Source organism: Helicobacter marmotae (assembly GCF_003364255.1).
Taxonomy (GTDB): domain Bacteria; phylum Campylobacterota; class Campylobacteria; order Campylobacterales; family Helicobacteraceae; genus Helicobacter_C; species Helicobacter_C marmotae.
Genome location: NZ_NXLR01000007.1, coordinates 64,551 through 83,453, shown reverse-complemented (window position 1 = coordinate 83,453; position 18,903 = coordinate 64,551). Strand labels below are relative to the sequence as shown.

Annotated in this window: 17 protein-coding genes and 1 pseudogene; 15 read left to right on the top strand and 3 right to left on the bottom strand. The window is 38.4% G+C overall.

The window, feature by feature from the left end; genetic code table 11:
• Both CQA63_RS05085 and htpG read right to left on the bottom strand, forming a co-directional pair.
• Window positions 1–1,195: pseudogene (locus CQA63_RS05085) on the bottom strand (methyl-accepting chemotaxis protein); the annotation flags it as partial.
• Window positions 1,196–1,612: 417 nt separating this feature from the next.
• A complete protein-coding gene (gene htpG, locus CQA63_RS05080) occupies window positions 1,613–3,469 on the bottom strand; it encodes a molecular chaperone HtpG (protein WP_104700591.1) in 1,857 nt (618 codons plus the stop codon).
• A gap of 230 nt (window positions 3,470–3,699) precedes the next feature.
• Here htpG and CQA63_RS05075 point away from each other — a divergent pair, with 230 nt between their 5' ends.
• The 9 genes from CQA63_RS05075 to efp all read left to right on the top strand — a co-directional run bounded on the left by CQA63_RS05075 (window position 3,700) and on the right by efp (window position 13,532).
• Complete coding sequence (locus tag CQA63_RS05075; RefSeq protein WP_104700592.1) at window positions 3,700–4,932, top strand: patatin-like phospholipase family protein; 1,233 nt, start codon at window positions 3,700–3,702, stop codon at window positions 4,930–4,932.
• The gene (locus tag CQA63_RS05070) at window positions 4,929–5,840 is read left to right on the top strand and encodes a radical SAM/SPASM domain-containing protein (RefSeq protein WP_104700593.1); all 912 of its coding nucleotides are present in this window, start codon (window positions 4,929–4,931) and stop codon (window positions 5,838–5,840) included. Before CQA63_RS05075 ends, CQA63_RS05070 begins: the two co-directional genes overlap by 4 nt.
• Window positions 5,841–5,977: 137 nt before the next feature.
• On the top strand, window positions 5,978–7,114 hold the full coding sequence (locus CQA63_RS05065) for an Opr family porin (protein ID WP_104700594.1): 1,137 nt from the start codon (window positions 5,978–5,980) through the stop codon (window positions 7,112–7,114).
• A 20-nt stretch (window positions 7,115–7,134) separates the two neighbouring features.
• Window positions 7,135–8,409 carry a hypothetical protein gene (locus CQA63_RS05060; protein WP_104700595.1) on the top strand — a complete coding sequence of 425 codons (1,275 nt, stop codon included), beginning with the start codon at window positions 7,135–7,137 and terminating at the stop codon, window positions 8,407–8,409.
• Window positions 8,410–8,586: 177 nt separating this feature from the next.
• Window positions 8,587–9,027, top strand: a complete 441-nt coding sequence (gene hemJ, locus CQA63_RS05055; protein ID WP_104700596.1) for a protoporphyrinogen oxidase HemJ — start codon at window positions 8,587–8,589, stop codon at window positions 9,025–9,027.
• A gap of 9 nt (window positions 9,028–9,036) precedes the next feature.
• On the top strand, window positions 9,037–10,461 hold the full coding sequence (gene argH, locus CQA63_RS05050) for an argininosuccinate lyase (RefSeq protein WP_104700597.1): 1,425 nt from the start codon (window positions 9,037–9,039) through the stop codon (window positions 10,459–10,461).
• 13 nt (window positions 10,462–10,474) lie between these two features.
• Window positions 10,475–11,206: a bifunctional demethylmenaquinone methyltransferase/2-methoxy-6-polyprenyl-1,4-benzoquinol methylase UbiE gene (gene ubiE / locus CQA63_RS05045; RefSeq protein WP_104700598.1), complete on the top strand. Its 732-nt coding sequence runs from the start codon at window positions 10,475–10,477 to the stop codon at window positions 11,204–11,206.
• A 189-nt stretch (window positions 11,207–11,395) separates the two neighbouring features.
• A complete protein-coding gene (mqo, locus tag CQA63_RS05035) occupies window positions 11,396–12,880 on the top strand; it encodes a malate dehydrogenase (quinone) (RefSeq protein ID WP_104700600.1) in 1,485 nt (494 codons plus the stop codon).
• Window positions 12,881–12,968: 88 nt separating this feature from the next.
• Window positions 12,969–13,532 carry an elongation factor P gene (gene efp / locus CQA63_RS05030; RefSeq protein ID WP_104700601.1) on the top strand — a complete coding sequence of 188 codons (564 nt, stop codon included), beginning with the start codon at window positions 12,969–12,971 and terminating at the stop codon, window positions 13,530–13,532.
• 40 nt (window positions 13,533–13,572) lie between these two features.
• Here efp and CQA63_RS05025 read toward each other — a convergent pair whose 3' ends face one another.
• On the bottom strand, window positions 13,573–13,881 hold the full coding sequence (locus CQA63_RS05025) for a hypothetical protein (RefSeq protein WP_104700602.1): 309 nt from the start codon (window positions 13,879–13,881) through the stop codon (window positions 13,573–13,575).
• Window positions 13,882–14,017: 136 nt separating this feature from the next.
• On the opposite strand from CQA63_RS05025, the gene rpmE reads away from it, so the two are divergent.
• From rpmE to CQA63_RS04995, 6 genes are read left to right on the top strand one after another with little or no spacing between them, the layout of a single operon-like run.
• Window positions 14,018–14,221: a 50S ribosomal protein L31 gene (rpmE, locus tag CQA63_RS05020; RefSeq protein WP_034369766.1), complete on the top strand. Its 204-nt coding sequence runs from the start codon at window positions 14,018–14,020 to the stop codon at window positions 14,219–14,221.
• Between the two features lie 14 nt (window positions 14,222–14,235).
• Window positions 14,236–15,081 carry a 16S rRNA (cytidine(1402)-2'-O)-methyltransferase gene (gene rsmI / locus CQA63_RS05015; protein ID WP_233706672.1) on the top strand — a complete coding sequence of 282 codons (846 nt, stop codon included), beginning with the start codon at window positions 14,236–14,238 and terminating at the stop codon, window positions 15,079–15,081.
• Complete coding sequence (locus CQA63_RS05010; protein ID WP_233706673.1) at window positions 15,078–15,776, top strand: TrmH family RNA methyltransferase; 699 nt, start codon at window positions 15,078–15,080, stop codon at window positions 15,774–15,776. The genes rsmI and CQA63_RS05010 overlap by 4 nt, the downstream gene beginning before the upstream one ends.
• Window positions 15,766–16,863 (top strand): hypothetical protein, encoded by a 1,098-nt coding sequence (locus CQA63_RS05005; RefSeq protein ID WP_104700605.1) that lies wholly within the window; start codon window positions 15,766–15,768, stop codon window positions 16,861–16,863. The genes CQA63_RS05010 and CQA63_RS05005 overlap by 11 nt, the downstream gene beginning before the upstream one ends.
• Entirely contained in the window at window positions 16,857–17,669 is an 813-nt protein-coding gene (locus tag CQA63_RS05000; RefSeq protein WP_104700606.1) for a hypothetical protein, read from the top strand. Before CQA63_RS05005 ends, CQA63_RS05000 begins: the two co-directional genes overlap by 7 nt.
• A 22-nt stretch (window positions 17,670–17,691) precedes the next feature.
• Window positions 17,692–18,900: an LL-diaminopimelate aminotransferase gene (locus CQA63_RS04995; protein WP_104700607.1), complete on the top strand. Its 1,209-nt coding sequence runs from the start codon at window positions 17,692–17,694 to the stop codon at window positions 18,898–18,900.
• Window positions 18,901–18,903 lie beyond the last annotated feature (3 nt).

Here is an 18,903-nt window from a genome sequence, read left to right as displayed (position 1 = left end):
CTACAGATTGTTCTACGGCTTTGGCATCTTGCTCTAAGCCTATTTTGGTTTGTTGTATGTTTTCATTAATGGCTAATCCCATTTGACCAAGTTCGTCTTGGGCTATAATCCTTAAAGGCTCAGGTGGTGTTTGTCTCTTATGATTAAGGTAATTAAAGAATTCAAAGAGTGTGTGGGAGATTTTATTCATACGATCAACAAGAGTGCGATTAACAAAAATATATGTGATAAACAGAATGAGTAAGAAAGTGATAAGCGCAGATATAAAAATGGTGAGCGTGATTTCAGTTGATGGTGCAAAAATAGAAGATTGAGGAGCAGATATAATAACACTCCAATAGCTATCAAGCCCGCGCCATATTTCAAATGTAGAAATAGCAGTTAAGGCATCTAAGTTTTTGAGATTTGTTATTTCAAAAATGCCATCGGTGCGATTTTTTTGTGCGTTGGCGATATTTTGTGCTCTAGGGTCTGCATTGACTTCTACAAAACCTTTCCCAAAGAGATCCATATTCTCATGGACAGCCACGGTGGCATTGGGTGCAAGAATGCCGATGTAGTCATTTTCAAAAATGCTATTTTCTTTGTTTCTCACAATGTTATTAATAATTAAATCTAAGTTTATGCTAAGCCCGAGTATGCCTATTAGCTTACTTCCTTGAAATAATGGAACAACAGCATTCACACTATAGAAAGTTTCATTATTTAATGTAATTTTTACAGGTATGCCAAAAATGGATTTTTGCTCTTTAATGGCATGAATCACTGCAGGGAAATCTAATATCGTAGATTCGGTTTTAATAGCACTTACCCCGCCAGCGTTGCTTACATCACCATCGTGGTATATGGTGAGATAGCCGCTCATACCATTTTTAGAGACATAATTGGCTTTATTGCCATTAGGCATAAACGATTCTAGCATAAAGACATAGGCATAATTTGCCCAATTTGAGCCATCAAGGAGGGTTTTCATACCGCTATCTATTGTCGCGGGGTCTAGGGCTACACCAGCATTGAGAAAGTTGTTGATTATGCCTTGTGTGTTTTCTAAAATCGCAAAACTTTCATTGAAAATGGGAGAAATTTTGTTTGCTTGACGTTGGGCGGCGTTGATTAAAAGCATTTTTGCCTCTTTTTCAAAGGCATTACGCGATTGTTTGGTAATAATCATTGCCATAGCACCAATACAAACCAAAACAATTAATGAAAGAACAATATTTAATTTGATTCCAAATTTTAGATGAGAAAACCACGATAGCATTATAACCCTCCGTAATGAGAAATTAAAAAATGAAAAAAGTGAATTTGTTGCTGATTTGAGTGATAAAACAAGGAATTCTATTTACTTTTTTGGTAAATTATCTATAAAATGAATGTAATTTTCATAGAATTATTGATTTTTGTTACAAAATATAACATTAATAAAAAATTAACACTTTAAAAATGAGAATAATATATAAAAATGAGGTTTTTGCATTGAATTTTGCATAATTATAAATTAATGCTTCTCTCTAAATAGCCTCTATTAGGCTTATACTAGGCAAATGTAGAATCAAAAAAAAAAAAACAGAATGATAAATAATAAATAAAAGGTAAATATGCTCAAAGCCTATTAAAGGCTTTGAAGAATGAGCTCATTTAGATTTGTGCTAAAGGCTTTTGCATTTTCTGGAGTTCCTCCCTCTAGCACAAGTGCAGCTCCAAAAAGCAAGAGGGCAGTTTGTGTGATTTTTTGACTTTCTGCGTTTTTAAGTTTCTCAAAAATGGGGTGGGTGATGTTAAGCTGAAGTGTGGGCTTAGATTCTGGCATTTTTTGCCCCATTTGTGCCATAAGATTTGCCATCATTGGATTAGCATCTTCTTTGATAAGTGCTAGAGGAGCATCTCCAAGTGAAGAGAGCTTAATATCAGCAATTTGCTCTCCCAAGGCTTCTTTAAAGCTTTGTATGAGTGGTTCAAAAGCTTTCTGTGTGGCTTCGTCTATGCTGTCCTCTCCTAGCTCCTCTAGGGCTTCTTTGGAATTAATGCTTCGCAAGGGCGTTTTGTCAAATTCGCCTATCATTGGTATCACTACCCCGTCAATCTCATCGCTTAAAAGCAGCACATCAAAGCCCTTTTGTGCGAATTTCTCAAGTAATGGGGCATTTTTAAGCGTTTCTTTATTTTCGCCTAGTATATAGTAAATGCTTTTTTGCTCGCTGCTCATGGCATTTTTATAGGCTTTGAGTGAGAGGTTTTCTCCCTTAAAGCTATCAAAGCGTAAAAGCTCTAAAAGCTTTTCTTTATTTTCATAGTCGTTGTATAAGCCCTCTTTAAGCACTTTGCCAAATTGCTCATAAAATGCTTTATATGCCTCCTCATCTTTAGCGATAGAGGCAATTTCACTGAGAATCTTCTTTGTCGAGGCGGATTTGATATTGGCTAGGATTTTGTTTTGTTGGAGGATTTCTCGGCTTACATTAAGCGGTAAATCTTCACTATCAATCACACCGCGCACAAAGCGCAAATATGGAGGCAATAGCTCCTTGTCATCATCGGTAATAAATACGCGCTTGACATAGAGTTTTACCCCTGATTGATAATCTACGCGGTATAAATCAAATGGTGCTTTTTGCGGGATATAAAAGAGAGTGGTGTATTCAAGATTACCCTCAACTTTAGTGTGAATCCACCGCATAGGTTCGTTATTATCATGCGAGAGGGTGGCGTAGAATTCTTTATAGTCCTCATCTTTAAGCTCCGCTTTTGGGATTTTCCAAAGAGCTTTAGCTGTGTTAATTTGAGAGGTTTTGTCTTCTTTGATTTCCTTTTTATCATCACCCTCTCCTTCAAAGCGGGATTCACTATAATGGAGATAGATAGGAAATGCGATATGCTCTGAATATTTATGGATAATGCTTTCTATCTCCCATCTTTGGGCATAGTGGAGCTCGTCTTCGCGGAGATAGAGTGTGATTTGTGTGCCTTGAGATTCTCTAATACATTCACCGATTTCATATTCTCCCTTGCCCTCGCTGACCCAAGCATAGGCTTTGTCTTCTCCTGCTTTTTTGCTTTGCACAACTACGCGGTGGGCTACCATAAATGCCGAGTAGAATCCTACGCCAAATTGCCCAATGAGAGCAGAATCTTTTTTCTTATCGCCACTTAATTGTGCTAAGAAGCTCTTTGTGCCTGATTTAGCAATAATCCCTAAATGCTCTTTCATATCTGCTTCATTCATACCTATGCCATTGTCTTCTATGGTTATGGTTTTTTTTGCTTCATCAAAATATATATCAATACGTGGGGTAAAAGAGAGGGATTTAAGCTTCTCGTCTGTAAGCGTGAGATAAGAGAGTTTATCAAGTGCATCAGAAGCATTACTGATAAGCTCTCTTAGAAAAATCTCTTTATGAGAATATAAAGAATGAATCATCAAGTCTAAAAGCTGTGTAATTTCGGTTTGAAATTGATGTTTTGTTGCCATAAGTTCTCCTTAAGGTAAGTTTAAAATTAGCAATCATAGCAGATAAATTTAAATTTTGTATAAAGTTTATACTAATATTATAAAGTTTAGTGAGTTTATATATATAAAGAAATCTTAGTATATTAAGCTAATTTAAGAGTCTTTTTGCTTGTGGCTTGCTTCATTTAAGATGTGTTATAATCCTTGCTTTATGCCTTGTGTTGGGTAAATTTGGATTTGAAAGGAATGATATGAAGAGGGCTATTGTGCTTGGTGGGGGTGGCTCAAAAGGCGCGTATCACATAGGAGCGTGGAAAGCCTTAAGAGAGCTTGGAGTGGAGTATGAGATTATCACAGGGACAAGCATAGGGGCGTTTAATGGTGCTATGATGGTGCAAGATAGCTATGAAGAGGCGTTATGCTTATGGAATGCAATTGATATTGATAAAGTCGCACTTAATGGACTAAATCTCCGCACAGATTTAAATTATTATAGAGAAAATAGCGATAAACTCATTCCCTTTCTTAAAAGCTATGCTAATAATAAGGGTATGGATATTACGCCGCTTAAAAATATTATAGAATCTGCAGTGCATTCATCATTTTTTACCTCTAGCGTTGATTACGGGTTGGTGAGTGTGAAGTTTCCTTCTTTTATGCCTGTCCAAAAGCCTAAAAGTGAGCTTAATATGGATAATCTTGCGTTGTGGTTACTTGCTTCTGCCTCGTGTTTCCCTGCTTTTCCTGTATGCAGAATTAATGGAGAAGATTATATTGATGGGGGTTATTATGATAATTTACCCATAAACTTTGCTTTTGAGCTTGGAGCAGAGGAGGTAATAGCCATAGCGCTTAATCCCAATCCTCATATTTATAGCACACACCCGCTTGTGAGGACGATTCAGCCTATAATGCCCTTAGGGGGTATGCTTGATTTTGATAAAGCAAGTATGAGTGAGAATATGGAGCTTGGCTACCTTGATGTGTTAAAGAGTTTTGGGAAGTTGTGGGGCAGGGCATATAGCTTTCATATCTCTCAAACATTTATGCAAAAGTCTGCCTTTGCAATTAAGAGGGCATTTTGTGCCTTATTGCATAATGAGTTATCAAATGCTAAAGCTTTGCCCTTTAATCTTCATAAGGCATTTGAGATTTTTACTCCTGCCTTACAGGATAGAATCTTAAAGCTTTTAAGCGGAGATTCGCCTTATATCTCGCATATTGAGCGCTTATGCACAGAGGAGAGGGATAATATCCATAACAACAGCCCTTATCTTTTAAGCCTGCATTTAATAGAGCGCGTTATGGAGTATTTTGGAGCATATAAACACCATAGAATCTATGAATTTGAAGAGGTGTGCCAAACTTTGAGTAAATGTGATTTCGCCCCCTTGCTTTCTTTGAAGGAGAATGTCCAAAATGATGATAAAGCATTGCTTGGTGCGTTTTTCGCGCTTTTTTTAAGCTATCTTTATAAGAAATGAAAGCATTTGAGAAAATTTATATTGAAATAAGTGATTATTGTGCCCTCTCTTGTGGGTTTTGCCCAAGTAGCGAGCGTAAAAGCCATAGAGGAGTTATGCCTTTAGCACTTTTTGAATCTATTTGTGCGCAGATTCAAAATGATGTCAAACGCGTATGCTTGCATGTGTTGGGAGACCCGCTTAGTGTGGCAAATTTTGAAGATTATGTGAAAATTTTAGAGCATTATCATTTAAAGGTAGATTTAGTAACTACGGGCTTGTTTTTAAAGCAGCGGCATTTTGGACTTTTAATGCAAAAGCCATTTGTGCAGATTTCCTTTTCTTTAAGCGCATTTTTGGCAAACCCCGCTTCGCTCCACAATGCGCATTTATATAGAATCTTAGAGTTTTGTAAGTTTCATATGCGCTATAAATCATCTCCCTTTATTAATCTGCGCTTTCATCAAAATGATATTGCTAAAGATGGCACTCTATATAAAGAGATGATGGCAACTATTGGCGCATTTTTTGATATAGAGCCTGCTTTTTTGCTTGCGAATTTAAAACATAAACGCATAAGACTCGCGCCAAAGATTATCCTTAAACCGATGCCCTCTTTTGAGTGGGAGAGCACAAATCCCAAACAAGAGAGCATAAAAGATAAGGGAGAGTTGAGCGGCTTTAAGGATAATAAAAGTGAGAGAATCTTCTGCTATGGGGCTTTGAAGCAATATGGGATTTTGAGTAATGGTGAGCTAGTGCCTTGCTGTATTGATTATGCTGGGAGGGCGAGCTTTGGCAATGTAGGGGAGCAGAGCATAAGAGAGATTCTGCAATCTGTAGCTTTTAGGGAGTTTGGAGCGCAGCTTAAAAGGGGGCTTGCTCCGTGTGAATTATGTGAAAAATGTGGTTATAGAATGATTTTATAATATTTACTGCGAAGAGATGTTTTAGCATAAAGCCCTTTAGGTTGATGAGTGGAATTATTTTTGCTAAGTTGGTTTTGGTATGTGCATTCCTTAAAAAAGAGATAATGCAGGGATAGCTTTGATATAAAAGGGATTTTATGAGAAGAATATTTTTCATTTTTGCGTATGTGCTGGGTTTGCTTGGGCTTTCATATGCAAATGATATATCTCGTTTGCTACTCACAGGAATGCCTAGTGGGCATATGGGGCTGTATTATCAAGGTATGACAGGCGGGGCTCCTAGCTTTGTAGATGCAAATGTCTCATTAGCGTATAAAACTCAACGTCTTAGAGGTATTGGCTTTGGGACTTCAGTATGGGCGGCGACAAAGATATTTCAATCCCATGTGGGGGACTTTGCTAAAGTGAAGGATAATTTTGTTTTCACAGAATTATATGCGAGCTTTGAGAATCCTAATCGTATCAGTATGTATGCGGGACGTTTTAAGACAGATACAGAGTGGATTAAATACTACACGCAAGGGGCGATGGTAAAATATGAAGATATAGAAAATGTAAAGATTGATTTTATTTGGGCAAATAAGAATGCGTATGTAACAAATTATCGTATGGATGGTTTTTATAATCCTTTTGGGAGTATAGGGGTTATTTATTTGGGAGCGACTATTGTGCTGCCAGATTCTCCATTGCAAATTACGCCTTATTTATATGCAGCTCCCAATGACTTCACTTCATTTGCCCTTAAAGTGCTTGTGGTAGTCCCTGCAGGGAATGCGAGATTGTATGGGAAAATGCATTTCCTCTCATTTGTGGGGAGAAATGATAAGGAGATTGATCATTCTGTAACAGATGGAGATGGGGGGTTTGTATGGCTAGAGGGTGGAGCGAAGTGGCTTGGAATGAATGTCGGTGGAGGGGTGATTTCTGTGGCTTCAAATGGTGCTAGGGGGATTGATTCTTTTGGGCAGAGTAGCTATTTTGAGAGGCGCGAAGGGCTATTTTATAATAATGCGACAACGCTTTATGGGTTTTTGGAATATGATTTGAGGCGATATGTGCAATTTGATTCGGCTATTCGCTATACATCTATTGGGAGTCAAAATATTTTCAATTGGGAAGCGGGATTTGTCTCAGAGCCGCAAAAAGATATAAAAATAGGCATAAAAGCTATAGGAATGATAAATAATGCCGATTTCACACTTGATAATTCTATTTTCGCCAATGACGGCAGGAATTATTTACTAATCCGTCTTTTTGGGCAGGTTAGTTTTTAACTTAAAATAAGGAGCAGTTCATGAAAAAGCTTTATGTTTCATTTGCACTCGCTGGTGCTTTAGCCGCAAGTGCAAGCGCAGTGGAGGTAACACCCTTTGGTCATTTGGGTGCATTCTATCATCAAGGGTTTGGCGGATTGCCTACACATGATAAAAATGGTAAAGAAGTGCAAGCCGCTTATGGTGATGTCAATGCGAGAATTGGTATTGAAATAGGCTTAGGTTCAAATGTGAGTATAGGTGTTGGTGGCTGGGGTGGCTATCCATTCTATAGCACAGGCAATAGCGACTTAGGTGATGTGGGCGATAAGGCTTTCCCTAAAAAAGGTGATGTATCTGATGCGTATTTCCGCTATGATGGAGGAAGACTTAGCTTTGTGCTTGGACGCTTTGATATAGGGCAATTCTATCTTGGCAAAGATGGGAAAAACTATACCGGTGTAGATTGGATTTATGGTAATGTGCAAGGTGGTGCGCTTAATGTCGATGGTGGGTCTGTAAGCTTATGGGCTTATTGGAGAAATTCTCAACTTGGCACTTCACAAGCATATAATAGACAAGGATATGAGCTTTCAAGCTTTGATACTTATCAAAACTATAAAAACACTAGCAAGATAGGTGAGCTTTTTAGCGGTGGGATAGATTTAAATTTCGGCGCATTTAAGCTTTCACCTTTTGTAGCATTTTTGACAGATGCAAATACTGAAGATGAAAATTTGAGCAGAACAGAAGATATACTCAATGCTGGTGCGAAAGCTCAACTTGACTTAGGCAGTGGTAGTTTGAGATCAATCACTACTTTAAGGGCAGTGTATGGTAAAAGCAATCTTATCAGCGATAAGGATGGCACAGATGGCTTAACTTTATGGGCTGATGAAGAAATCCGCATTGATGAAATTTGGAAAATCGGTGCAGGGTATATTAGTTTAGAAAAGACTACTAACTCAAAAGCTCCAAATCTCCTTAACTTTGGTGATAGAGCGAGATTCTATGGCTATCGTGGAGGTTTGAGCGGTCCTCATAACTTTGGCGCTGATTTAGGCAATGCAGAATCAACTTGGTATGTATTTGGTGGAATGGACGCTAAACGTGTAGCTATTGATCTTCTCTATGCAGGTGGAGACTATGAAGAAATGTCTGCGGTGGGCTCACTTAAAGTATGGGAAGGAAGTAATGATATGTACTTCACACTTGGGGCTGGATATGTAGGCACAAAAGCACAAAGCCGCACTGGCTATGTTAAGCCTGATGCGTATCAACACTCTGCCTTTGCTTTTGCTAAATTTGGATTCTAATCTCTAGAGCCAATGCTAGGGGTTAATCCTCTAGCAGCTTTTACTCTCTTTCTACATTTTTAAACGCATTTAAACACAACTCTTCACTTATTTAGCACTTGGTACTTCCTAAAACTTCCTCAAACTTAATGTATAATAGCGGCTTATTTAGATTATATTTAGATTACAGGAGCAGCTATGGAGTATATGTATATTAAAGCCTTTCATGTGATTGCATTGGTTTCTTGGATGGCTATGCTTTTTTATCTCCCCCGCTTATTTGTCTATCATGCTCAATATAGCGATAATAAAGCCTATATAGAGATTGTTAAGATTCAAGAGATTAAGCTTTATAAATATATAGGCACTCCTGCTTTAGTGCTTACTTTGCTCACAGGTTTAGTGATGATAGTACTTCACCCTAGTTTAATGAAAGTGGCAGATTCTGGTGTATGGCTACATATAAAGCTTGTATGTGTGATTATGCTTGTGGTATATCATATATGGTGTGGATACTTTATAAAGACATTGGCTAATGGCTCTTGTGAAAAAACTCATAAGTTTTTTCGCTTTTTTAATGAAATCCCCACATTGCTGCTTATAGTTATTGTAATCTTAGCAGTGTGCAAACCACTATAGGAGTGAGAAATGGCAAAGTTATGGGGAGGGCGATTTAGTTTAGAATCAAGCTCACTTTTAGAGGAATTTAATGCGTCTATATTTTTTGATAAAGCCTTATGGCGTGAGGATATAGAAGGCTCAAAAGCCCATGCACAAATGCTAGGCAAAATTGGTGTATTAACACCTACAGAAGTGGAGAGTATCATTAATGGATTAGACCAGATTGCCTCTTGTATCCAAAAGGGTGAATTTACCTTTAAGGCGAGTGATGAGGATATACATATGGCTATAGAATCTGCCCTCATAGAACGTATTGGCGATGTGGGGAAAAAGCTTCATACCGCGCGAAGTCGTAATGACCAAGTAGCACTTGACTTTCGCCTCTATGTCTTGAGATATAATCGCAAGATACGCACCTCCCTTTTGGAGCTTATGGAGATTCTTTTAGGCATTGCAAGTGAGCATACTCAAAGCATTATGCCGGGTATGACACATCTTCAGCACGCTCAACCTGTGAATTTTGGCTTTCATTTGATAGCGTGGGTGTGTAATTTTAAGCGCGATATAGAACGTCTAGAAGATGACTATAAGCGCAATAATTTTTGCCCTTTGGGAAGTGGGGCATTGGCGGGGACGCCTTATAATAATGATAGGATTTATCTTAGCCAAACTTTAGGATTTGCCGCTCCTACGATCAATGCTATGGATTCTGTAAGTGATAGGGATTTCGCACTTGATATGCTCTATAGTCTCTCTATGATAATGATGCATATATCTCGCATAGCCGAAGAACTTGTGTTATGGAATACGCAGGAATTTGCCTTTATTAGCTTAAGCGATGCGTATGCTACAGGAAGCTCCATTATGCCACAAAAAAAGAATCCCGATGTGCCTGAGCTTTTACGCGGAAAAAGCGGGAGAGTGTATGGCTCTCTTATGGGGTTATTAGCGGTGATGAAAGGCTTGCCTTTAGCGTATAATAAAGATACACAAGAAGACAAAGAAGGTGTCTTTGATGCACTTAAAAATGTCAGTATATGCTTGCAAATTGCAAAAGAATGTTTAAAGAGTATGACTATTAGAGTGGATAATATGTACAAAATGGCAAAACGTGGGCATTTGAGTGCCACGGATTTGGCGGATTTTTTAGTACGCCAATGTAATGTGGCATTCCGTGATGCACATCATATTACCGGGCAGGTGGTGGCTTTAGCTGAAGAGAGAGGAGTGGATATTAGCGATTTGGAAGAAGAAGAGATTATGAAAGTAGATTCCCGTATTAAGGCGGGTGTAAAGGCAGTTTTATCTTTAGAATCTTCAATGAACGCAAGAGATACACTCGGAGGCACTTCATCTAAGCAAACACAAGCACAAATACAGGTATGCAAGGACTTTATACAACAAGCCGCTTCAAGGCTTTGTGAGAGTGAGAATCTATCTAAAGGGGCTTAAAGGGGAGTATATAATGAGCGAGAAGCAAGAAAAAATTGTAAATATGTTTAATGCAATTGCGCCAAGCTACGATAAAGCCAATCGTGTGATGAGTTTAGGTATAGATGTAAGCTGGCGTGTAATGGCATGTACTAAGGCGTTTGAGGCATTAGGTAAAGATAAGATAGAGCGCGTGCTTGATGTGGCTTGTGGCACGGGTGATATGCTCTGGCATTGGGATAATCAAGCCAAAAAGATGAATAAAAGCATTACCCATTTGCAGGGTATTGACCCAAGCGATGGCATGCTAGGGGTAGCAAGGGAGAAACTAGCTCCTTTGCTTACTAAGGAGCATTTAAGCCTTGAAAAAGGGGAGGCAAAGCAATTAGGAGTAGAAACTTGTAGTGTGGATATTGTATCTATTGCATATGGTCTGCGTAATGTTGTTGCCCTTGATTGCGCATTGAGTGAGTTTGCTCGGGTACTAAAAAGCGGGGGAGTGCTTGTGATTTTAGAGTTTATGAATAATCAGCATAAGGGTATTTTAGCCCAAATGATGAGATTTTATACGCGTAAGATTCTGCCTTTAGTTGGGGGATTGCTTTCACGTAATTATGCTGCATATAAGTATCTGCCAGATTCTATCAAGGATTTTGTGAGTATTGAATGCCTGCAGGCAAAGCTTGAGGGGCTTGGGATTAGGAGTTATTTTGTTAAAGGATATAGTGCGGGTATTTCTACACTTTATGTGGGTGTCAAATCTTAATTATTGCAAAGAATGTAACATAAAGGATAAAAAAAATATTTTTGATAGCAAAGTATCATTTTATTTTACTTTTTATAGGGAATATTTACAAAAATCTTTTACTATAGATTGCAAATTAAAGCGAGGATTTTTGGATTTAAGCCTAATTGTGCGATTTGTATGGATTTGTATGAAGGAAGGAGAAAGCAAATGAATGAAGATTCGGAAATAGTTTTGGTTGGTGGGGGCGTGATGAGCCTTACTTTAGCTGCGATGTTAAAGGAGCTTCAACCTTCTGCACATATTAGTATTTATGAAATGCTTGATGATGTCGCACTGGAGAGTAGTATGACATGGAATAATGCAGGGACAGGGCATCAAGCCTTGTGTGAGCTAAACTACACGCCTAAGCAAGCAGATGGAAGTATTAATATTACAAAAGCACTAAAAATTAACCAACAATATGAATTAAGCAAGGAGTTTTGGGCATATTGCGTCCAACAAGGTATTTTAAAGTCTCCTCGTACTTTTATTAACCCTGTGGCGCATTTGAGTTTTGTCGTGGATAATATCGTGCCCTATTTGAAGCAACGTTATCAAACATTGCAAACTTCGCCACTTTTTACGAATATGCAATATTCTGAAGATAGAGAGCAGATTAGGCAATGGGCGCCACTTTTGCTAGAGGGTAGAGATGAGAAGCAACAAATGGCAGTTACCTATATGGAAGAGGGAAGTGATGTTGATTTTGGTGAAATTACTCGCCAATTTAGGGATATGCTAAGTCAGAAAGATAATTTTAATGTCTATCTTCATCATAAGGTATATGATCTCAAAAAAGAGGGCAGTAGCTGGCGTTTATATATACGAGACACAAAAAGCGGTGAGAAAAAGCAAGTCAAGGCAAAATTTGTATTTTTAGGAGCTGGCGGTGGCTCATTCCCATTATTACAAAAAAGTGGCATACCTGAGGGTAAAGGTTATGGTGGCTTTCCCGTTGGCGGTTTGTGGCTTGTGTGTAAAAATCGTGAAATCATTGATAAACATCATACAAAAATATATGGTAAAGCCTCCATTGGTGATCCGCCAATGTCTGTTCCACATTTAGATACGCGTATCATACAAGGCAAGAAAGAATTACTTTTTGGTCCTTATGCGGGGTTTAATACGAAATTTCTCAAACATGGGAGTTTGCTTGACTTTCCTTTATCGGTTCGTTTGAGTAATTTTACTCCTATGCTTCAAGCAGGGATAGATAATGTACCCCTTACGATATATCTTATTAAGCAAATTTTGATGTCAAATAACCAACGTATGGATAAACTCCGAGTGTTCATACCTAATGCAGAGCTTAAAGATTGGGAAGCGAAATTTGCAGGGCAAAGAGTGCAGATTATTAAAAAAGATGCCAAAGGAAGAGGGAGTTTGCAATTTGGCACAGAAGTTATCACTTCTCACGATGGCTCTTTAGCTGCACTTCTTGGGGCTTCACCGGGGGCTTCTACGGTTGTGGATATTATGCTACAGGTTTTAGAACGTTGTTTTGGTCAAAATATGGCTTCAGATGAATGGAAGGCAAAATTAGCTCAAATGGTACCTTCTTATAAGCGAACTTTAGAAGAGAATATCGCTCATTTTAATCAATGTCGTTTAAAAACAGCCCAAACATTGCAAATGCCATTTCATAGCATTTAGGGATTGAAGGATTTGTTTGAGTAATACCCTCTTTGTGCGGGGTTGTTTGCTATAATGGCGACTTTATTTTATTCATAAAGGAAATATAATGGCAATTGGAATGAGCGAACTCAAAAAAGGCTTAAAAATAGAAATTGATGGGATTCCATACAGAATCACAGAATATCAGCATGTCAAACCCGGTAAAGGTGCTGCGTTTGTGCGAGCAAAAATCAAGTCTTTTATCGATGGCAAAGTGATTGAGAAGACATTTCATGCGGGTGATAAATGCGAAGAGCCAAATTTACACGAAAACACTATGCAGTTTCTTTATCATGATGGTTCTACATTTCAGTTTATGGATACAACGACTTATGAGCAAATTGCTTTGAGTGATGAGCAAGTGGGTGATGCTGCAAAATGGCTTATTGATGGGCTAAATGTGCAGATTCTCTTCCATAATCAAAAGGCGATTTCTGTTGATGTACCCCTTGTTGTTGAGCTTAGCATTGTTGAGACTGCCCCTAACTTTAAAGGCGATACAAGCAGTGGTAGCAAAAAACCTGCTACGCTTGAGACGGGAGCGGTTGTACAAGTGCCTTTTCATGTCTTAGAGGGTGAAAAAATCAAAGTCAATACTGAAACGGGTGAATATCTCGAGAAAGTGAAGTAGTGTAAGAAGTTATTGTAGCCCGATATAGGGCTTACAATAGTTATTTTTTCTGCGATTCATAAATAGCAGAGCCTATGCCGCCTGTTGTTTCTTGGTCAATTTCTTTTAGCTTTGTTTCTGCCTTTTCTTTCGTGGTAGTTTTGATGTTTTCTTTCACATTTTCTTTTACTTCATCTAAACTTTTACCTTGTATGAGACCAATAGTAGCTGCTGTGGTGGCTTGATTGATAATATCTTGCCCTTCTGCCTGTATGCCCGCTTGGTTTATTGAACCTGCTTGGCTGCAGCCAAATAAGCCAAAGCCAAAGATTCCAGCAAAGAAAGTATTGCGCATAAGTGTTTTATACATGATGATGTCCTCCAAACTAATTTTGTGAGTGCAATTATTAAGTTTTTTAGCTTACAATTTGCTGTAAGCGGGAATTAAAGCAGGGCTTGCTATAATCAATGCTTTTATTTACACACAAATACACAAAGGATAGTTTATGAAAAAAGGCATTCACCCAGAATATGTCCCATGTAAGGTAACTTGCGTAACAAGTGGCAAGCAAATTGAGGTATTAAGCACTAAAAGCGAGCTTCGTATTGATATTTCAAGCTTTTGCCATCCATTTTATACAGGGAGCGATAAAATTACAGACATTACAGGGCGAGTTGAAAAATTCCGACAAAAATATAATATGAAATAATCGTGCTAATCCTTGTGCCAACCCCGATAGGGAATCTTTGGGATATTACCCTTAGGGCGTTAGAGAGCTTTCAAAATGCAGAGATTGTTTTATGTGAAGATACGAGGGTAACGAAAAAACTCTTCTCTCTTCTTATAGAGCGGGGCATTTTAAATACCCAAGGTGTAGAGGGCAGAGATTTTATAGAATCTAAGCAATTTCAATCTTTTCATTCGCATAATCAAGAAAGCTTCATAGAGAGTATAAGCAAGGATATGTTTGATAAAAATGTAGTCTATGTCAGCGATGCAGGAATGCCTTGCATTAGCGACCCGGGCTCTAAACTTATCTCATATGCGATTAGGCATGATATTGCTTTTGATGTTTTGCCCGGAGCATGTGCCCTTAATGTCGCCTTTGCAAGTAGCGGCATAGAATCTACCCCCTTTATTTTTGCAGGATTTTTGCCACATAAGCAGCAAGAGCGTCGCACAAAGCTTATCTTGCTATCTCAACTTGATATTGGAGGGGACTATAGCGTGATTTGTTATGAAAGTCCTCATAGAATCTTAGATACCCTTAAAGATATAGCGAGTCTTTTGCCTTCTGTGTTTATAAGCGCACACAAGGAGCTTACAAAACTTCATCAAAAACGATATGAGGGCAGAGCAGAGGATATAATAGCTAGACTTGAGGGGCATAATCTTAAGGGAGAATGGGTGATTGTGCTAAAAATCGCAGAGAGTATCAAGCAAAAGCAGGCACTTAGCTATGAAGAAGTGCTTATGCTTGATATTCCACCTAAGATTAAAGCCAAGATTCTAAGCAAAATAAGCACTAAAACGATCAAGCAGTGTTATGAAGAGCTACTGCAGAAGTGAGGGCTAGAGTGATCATATATGGTAAGCAACCCGTTTTTTATGCCCTGCATACATGCCCATCGCGTATAGAAGAGATTTATTTCACTAAAGAAGTGCCAAAAGATATATTTAAGCAATTTGCGAGCTTAAATAAACCCATAAAAAGGCTTGATTTTAAAAAGGCTCAAGCTATGGCACATGGGGGGAATCATCAGGGTATCCTTGCATATATCAATCCCCCCTTACCCATGTGTTTAGATGAGTTAAAGCATTTAAAATCCCTTATTGTGCTTGATGGCGTAAGTGATGTGGGGAATATTGGCTCAATTTTTCGCACGGCTTATGCTTTGGGCGTAGGGGGTGTGGTGATTTGTTTGCCAAGTCTTAGTCAAAAAGCGTTACAAAGTATCGCCCGTCTCTCTAGTGGTGCCTTTTTGCATATGCCTTATGGAATCTTTGCGCGTCCTTTTGATATTCTCAATGAGTTAAAAAACGCTCACTTTACGCTTATAGGTGCAGATATGAATGGCTGTGGTGAGCTTAGGGTGGGAGAAAAGTGGGCTTTATTTTTAGGAAGTGAAAATCAAGGTTTATCAGGTCGATTGAAGCACAAACTTGATACAATATTTTCTATTCAAATGGCACATAATTTTGATTCACTCAATGTGGCTGTGGCTACAGGAATTTTAATAGATAGGATTAATCATGCAAGATAAAATAAACACTCAATTACTCGATTCAGAACTTAGTAAATTAAAAGCTATCGGTTTAAAGGAAATGAGCAAAAGCACGAAGTTAGCAAGCTCAAAGATTGAAGATATTTTAGAAAAACGTTTTGATAAGATTGATAGAGTGAGGGCGAAAGGCTTTATTGCCATTATTGAGAGGGAATATAATGTAGATTTGCGTGATTGGATTGCCTTGCAAGAGCAGACTCAAAAGCAAAATATAAGGAGCGTTTCTGAAGTCATTAGTAGGCAAGATGAGGAGCAACGTAGCAAAAGATTAGAAGAGAATATCCTCAAAGAGCAAGAAATTGCCAAAGAAAGAGAAGAAAAAAGAAACGCACAAAAAAAGCGCGACACGCAAGTGCTTGATTTAGCCCTTAAAAATAAACCCATAAATAAATCCAATGCAGAAACTTATACTTGGTTATATGTGGTGTTAGTGGTGATACTTCTTGTTTTGATAGGGTATTTTGCATATAAGGCTTTTATCCAAGATTATCAAGGAGATATACCTAAAACTCCGACAATAGAGGCAGATTCTCAAGGAAATAATGAAGAAAATACCTATGATGGTATGTTTTTTGACACGACTAATCCCCAAGATTCTCAAACTCCCCAACAAAGCATAGAGGGCGGCATACAAGAGCGCACACAAGATGAGAAGCAAACGCAAGAGATTACATCTTCAGACATACTCCAGCCTAAGATAAATGTAGAACGTTCGCAAAATTCTCCTGAGGGGAACTTTTTCTTCAAGCCTCCTTATGGCAGCACATCGGCACAAACTATCAATGATAATATCTTGCATATTCAATCTGAGCATGAATTATGGTTAGGCGTAATTGATTTAGAAAAGGGCACTAAGGAGCAATTCTCCTATAAGAAAGAATATGACGTAAAACTTAGTAACCAAATGCTATTGATTATGGGGCATAGCAGCTTTAAACTCACTCTTAATGGTAAAGAAATCCCCCATAGCACAAAGCACCCTGTGAGAATGTACTATGATGGCACAACTTTAAGTGATATAGGCTATGGGCGCTTTAAGCAACTTAATGGTGGCTTAGAATGGTGAGATACCTTATACTTGCCACTCTTTTATGCGTTTATATACACGCTGATGTATTTGATGATAAAGTCCGCAATCTTATGGGCGAGCAAAATTATCAACTTAATGAGAACTTTATTAATAGAATCTTTGCCAATAAAACGATGTATTACACAAATGGGCGTCTCCATATAGCAAAGATTATCTACGCACTTAAAAGCAATGGCTTGCTTGAATCGCGCTTTGGTCAGCCTAGCGAAGTGAAATTAAACTTTTCTGCCCGCACAAGCCCTGTTTTGCTTACAAAAATTACAAATGGCATTCTTACCACCATGGGATATTCTTACTTTGTCATCTCTAAGGCAGAGTTTTCTCAAGGTTTATCAAGTGTGGAATTTTCTTTTAATACCGAGCATAGCCCAGATATTGGCATTATTATTGATGAATTAGAGAAAAGAGGATTTACATGCCTTGATATTAATCGCCTAAACGCGCGTCATTGGGAGTATGTTTTAGAAATCAATGAGCCACGACTAGCAAATACAAAATTCCTCTCTAAACGTGCCGTGCTTGATTTACGCGAGGTATCTGGAGAATATTGGCTTACTTTAAATGCAAGCGGGGAGCTGCAAGTGCATATGAGCAATTTTGCTCGGTGGAATCCCCGTGTAGTTCTTTATGATAAGAATCTAAGAATTGTGGATATGGTGAGTAATACAGGCTCAAATAGCACATTTAAGATGAAAGTACCCCAAGGTGTGAAATTTGTAATGATTACAGATTATGACAATCAAGAAAACCTAAAAACCGGTATTTCTGTTACTCTAAAGTAATCCCCAAATAGAAGGAGAGTGAATGTTTGATGAAATTGAATTTGACAAAATAAAACGTTTGCCCAAATATGTCTTTGCTGCGATTAATGAAATTAAACTTGAAATGCGACGCAATAATGAAGATGTGATTGATTTTTCTATGGGTAATCCCGATGGCAAAACACCAGCCCATATTGTCAAAAAGCTTTGTGAAGCAGCGCAAAAAGAGAAAAATCAAGGCTATTCTGTTAGCCGTGGAATCTATAAGTTGCGTTTGGCTATTTGTAATTGGTATAAACGTAATTATGGCGTAGAGCTAGACCCAGAGAGCGAAGCGTGCGTAACAATGGGAAGTAAAGAGGGGTATGTGCATCTTGTGCAGGCAATTGCAAATCCGGGTGATAATGCCATTGTAGCCGAGCCCGCTTATCCGATACATTATTATGCCTTTATCCTCAATGGAGCGAATGTTTCTACCTTTGGCTTGAAGTGGAATGAGCAAATGGAGCTTGATGTTGAAGATTTTTTTAGTAATCTTAAACGCGTGCTAAGGGAGGTTATGCCTCGTCCAAAATTTGTTGTTGTGAATTTCCCTCATAATCCTACAACCATTGTCGTATATAAGGAGTTTTATGAACGTCTTGTAGCAATGGCAAAGCAGGAAAGATTCTATATTATTTCAGATATTGCTTATGCAGAGTTGTGTTTTGATGGGTTTAAAACCCCAAGTATTTTGCAAATACAAGGGGCTAAAGATGTCGCAGTGGAAAGCTACACACTCTCAAAAAGCTACAATATGGCTGGTTGGCGTGTAGGCTTTGTAGTGGGGAATAAAAAAATCATTCAAGCCTTGCAAAAGATTAAAAGCTGGATTGATTATGGTATCTATACGCCATTGCAAATTGCTGCAACTATCGCACTTGAGGGTGATCAAAGCTGTGTTAGGGAGATTACATCTCAATATGAAAGACGCATGGAAGTGTTGATTAAAAGCTTTGGTGAGGCAGGTTGGGAAATGCACAAGCCAAAGGCAAGTATGTTTATTTGGGCGAAACTTCCTGCATGTGTGGGGAATATGGGGAGTTTGGAATTCTCTAAAGCACTTCTTAAAGAAGCAAAGATTGCAGTAAGCCCCGGAGTAGGGTTTGGCGCATATGGTGAGGGGTATGTGAGAATAGCACTGATTGAAAATGAAAAACGTATCCGCCAAGCTGCACGGAATCTCAAAGTATTTTTGAAGCAATTTCAATAGGAA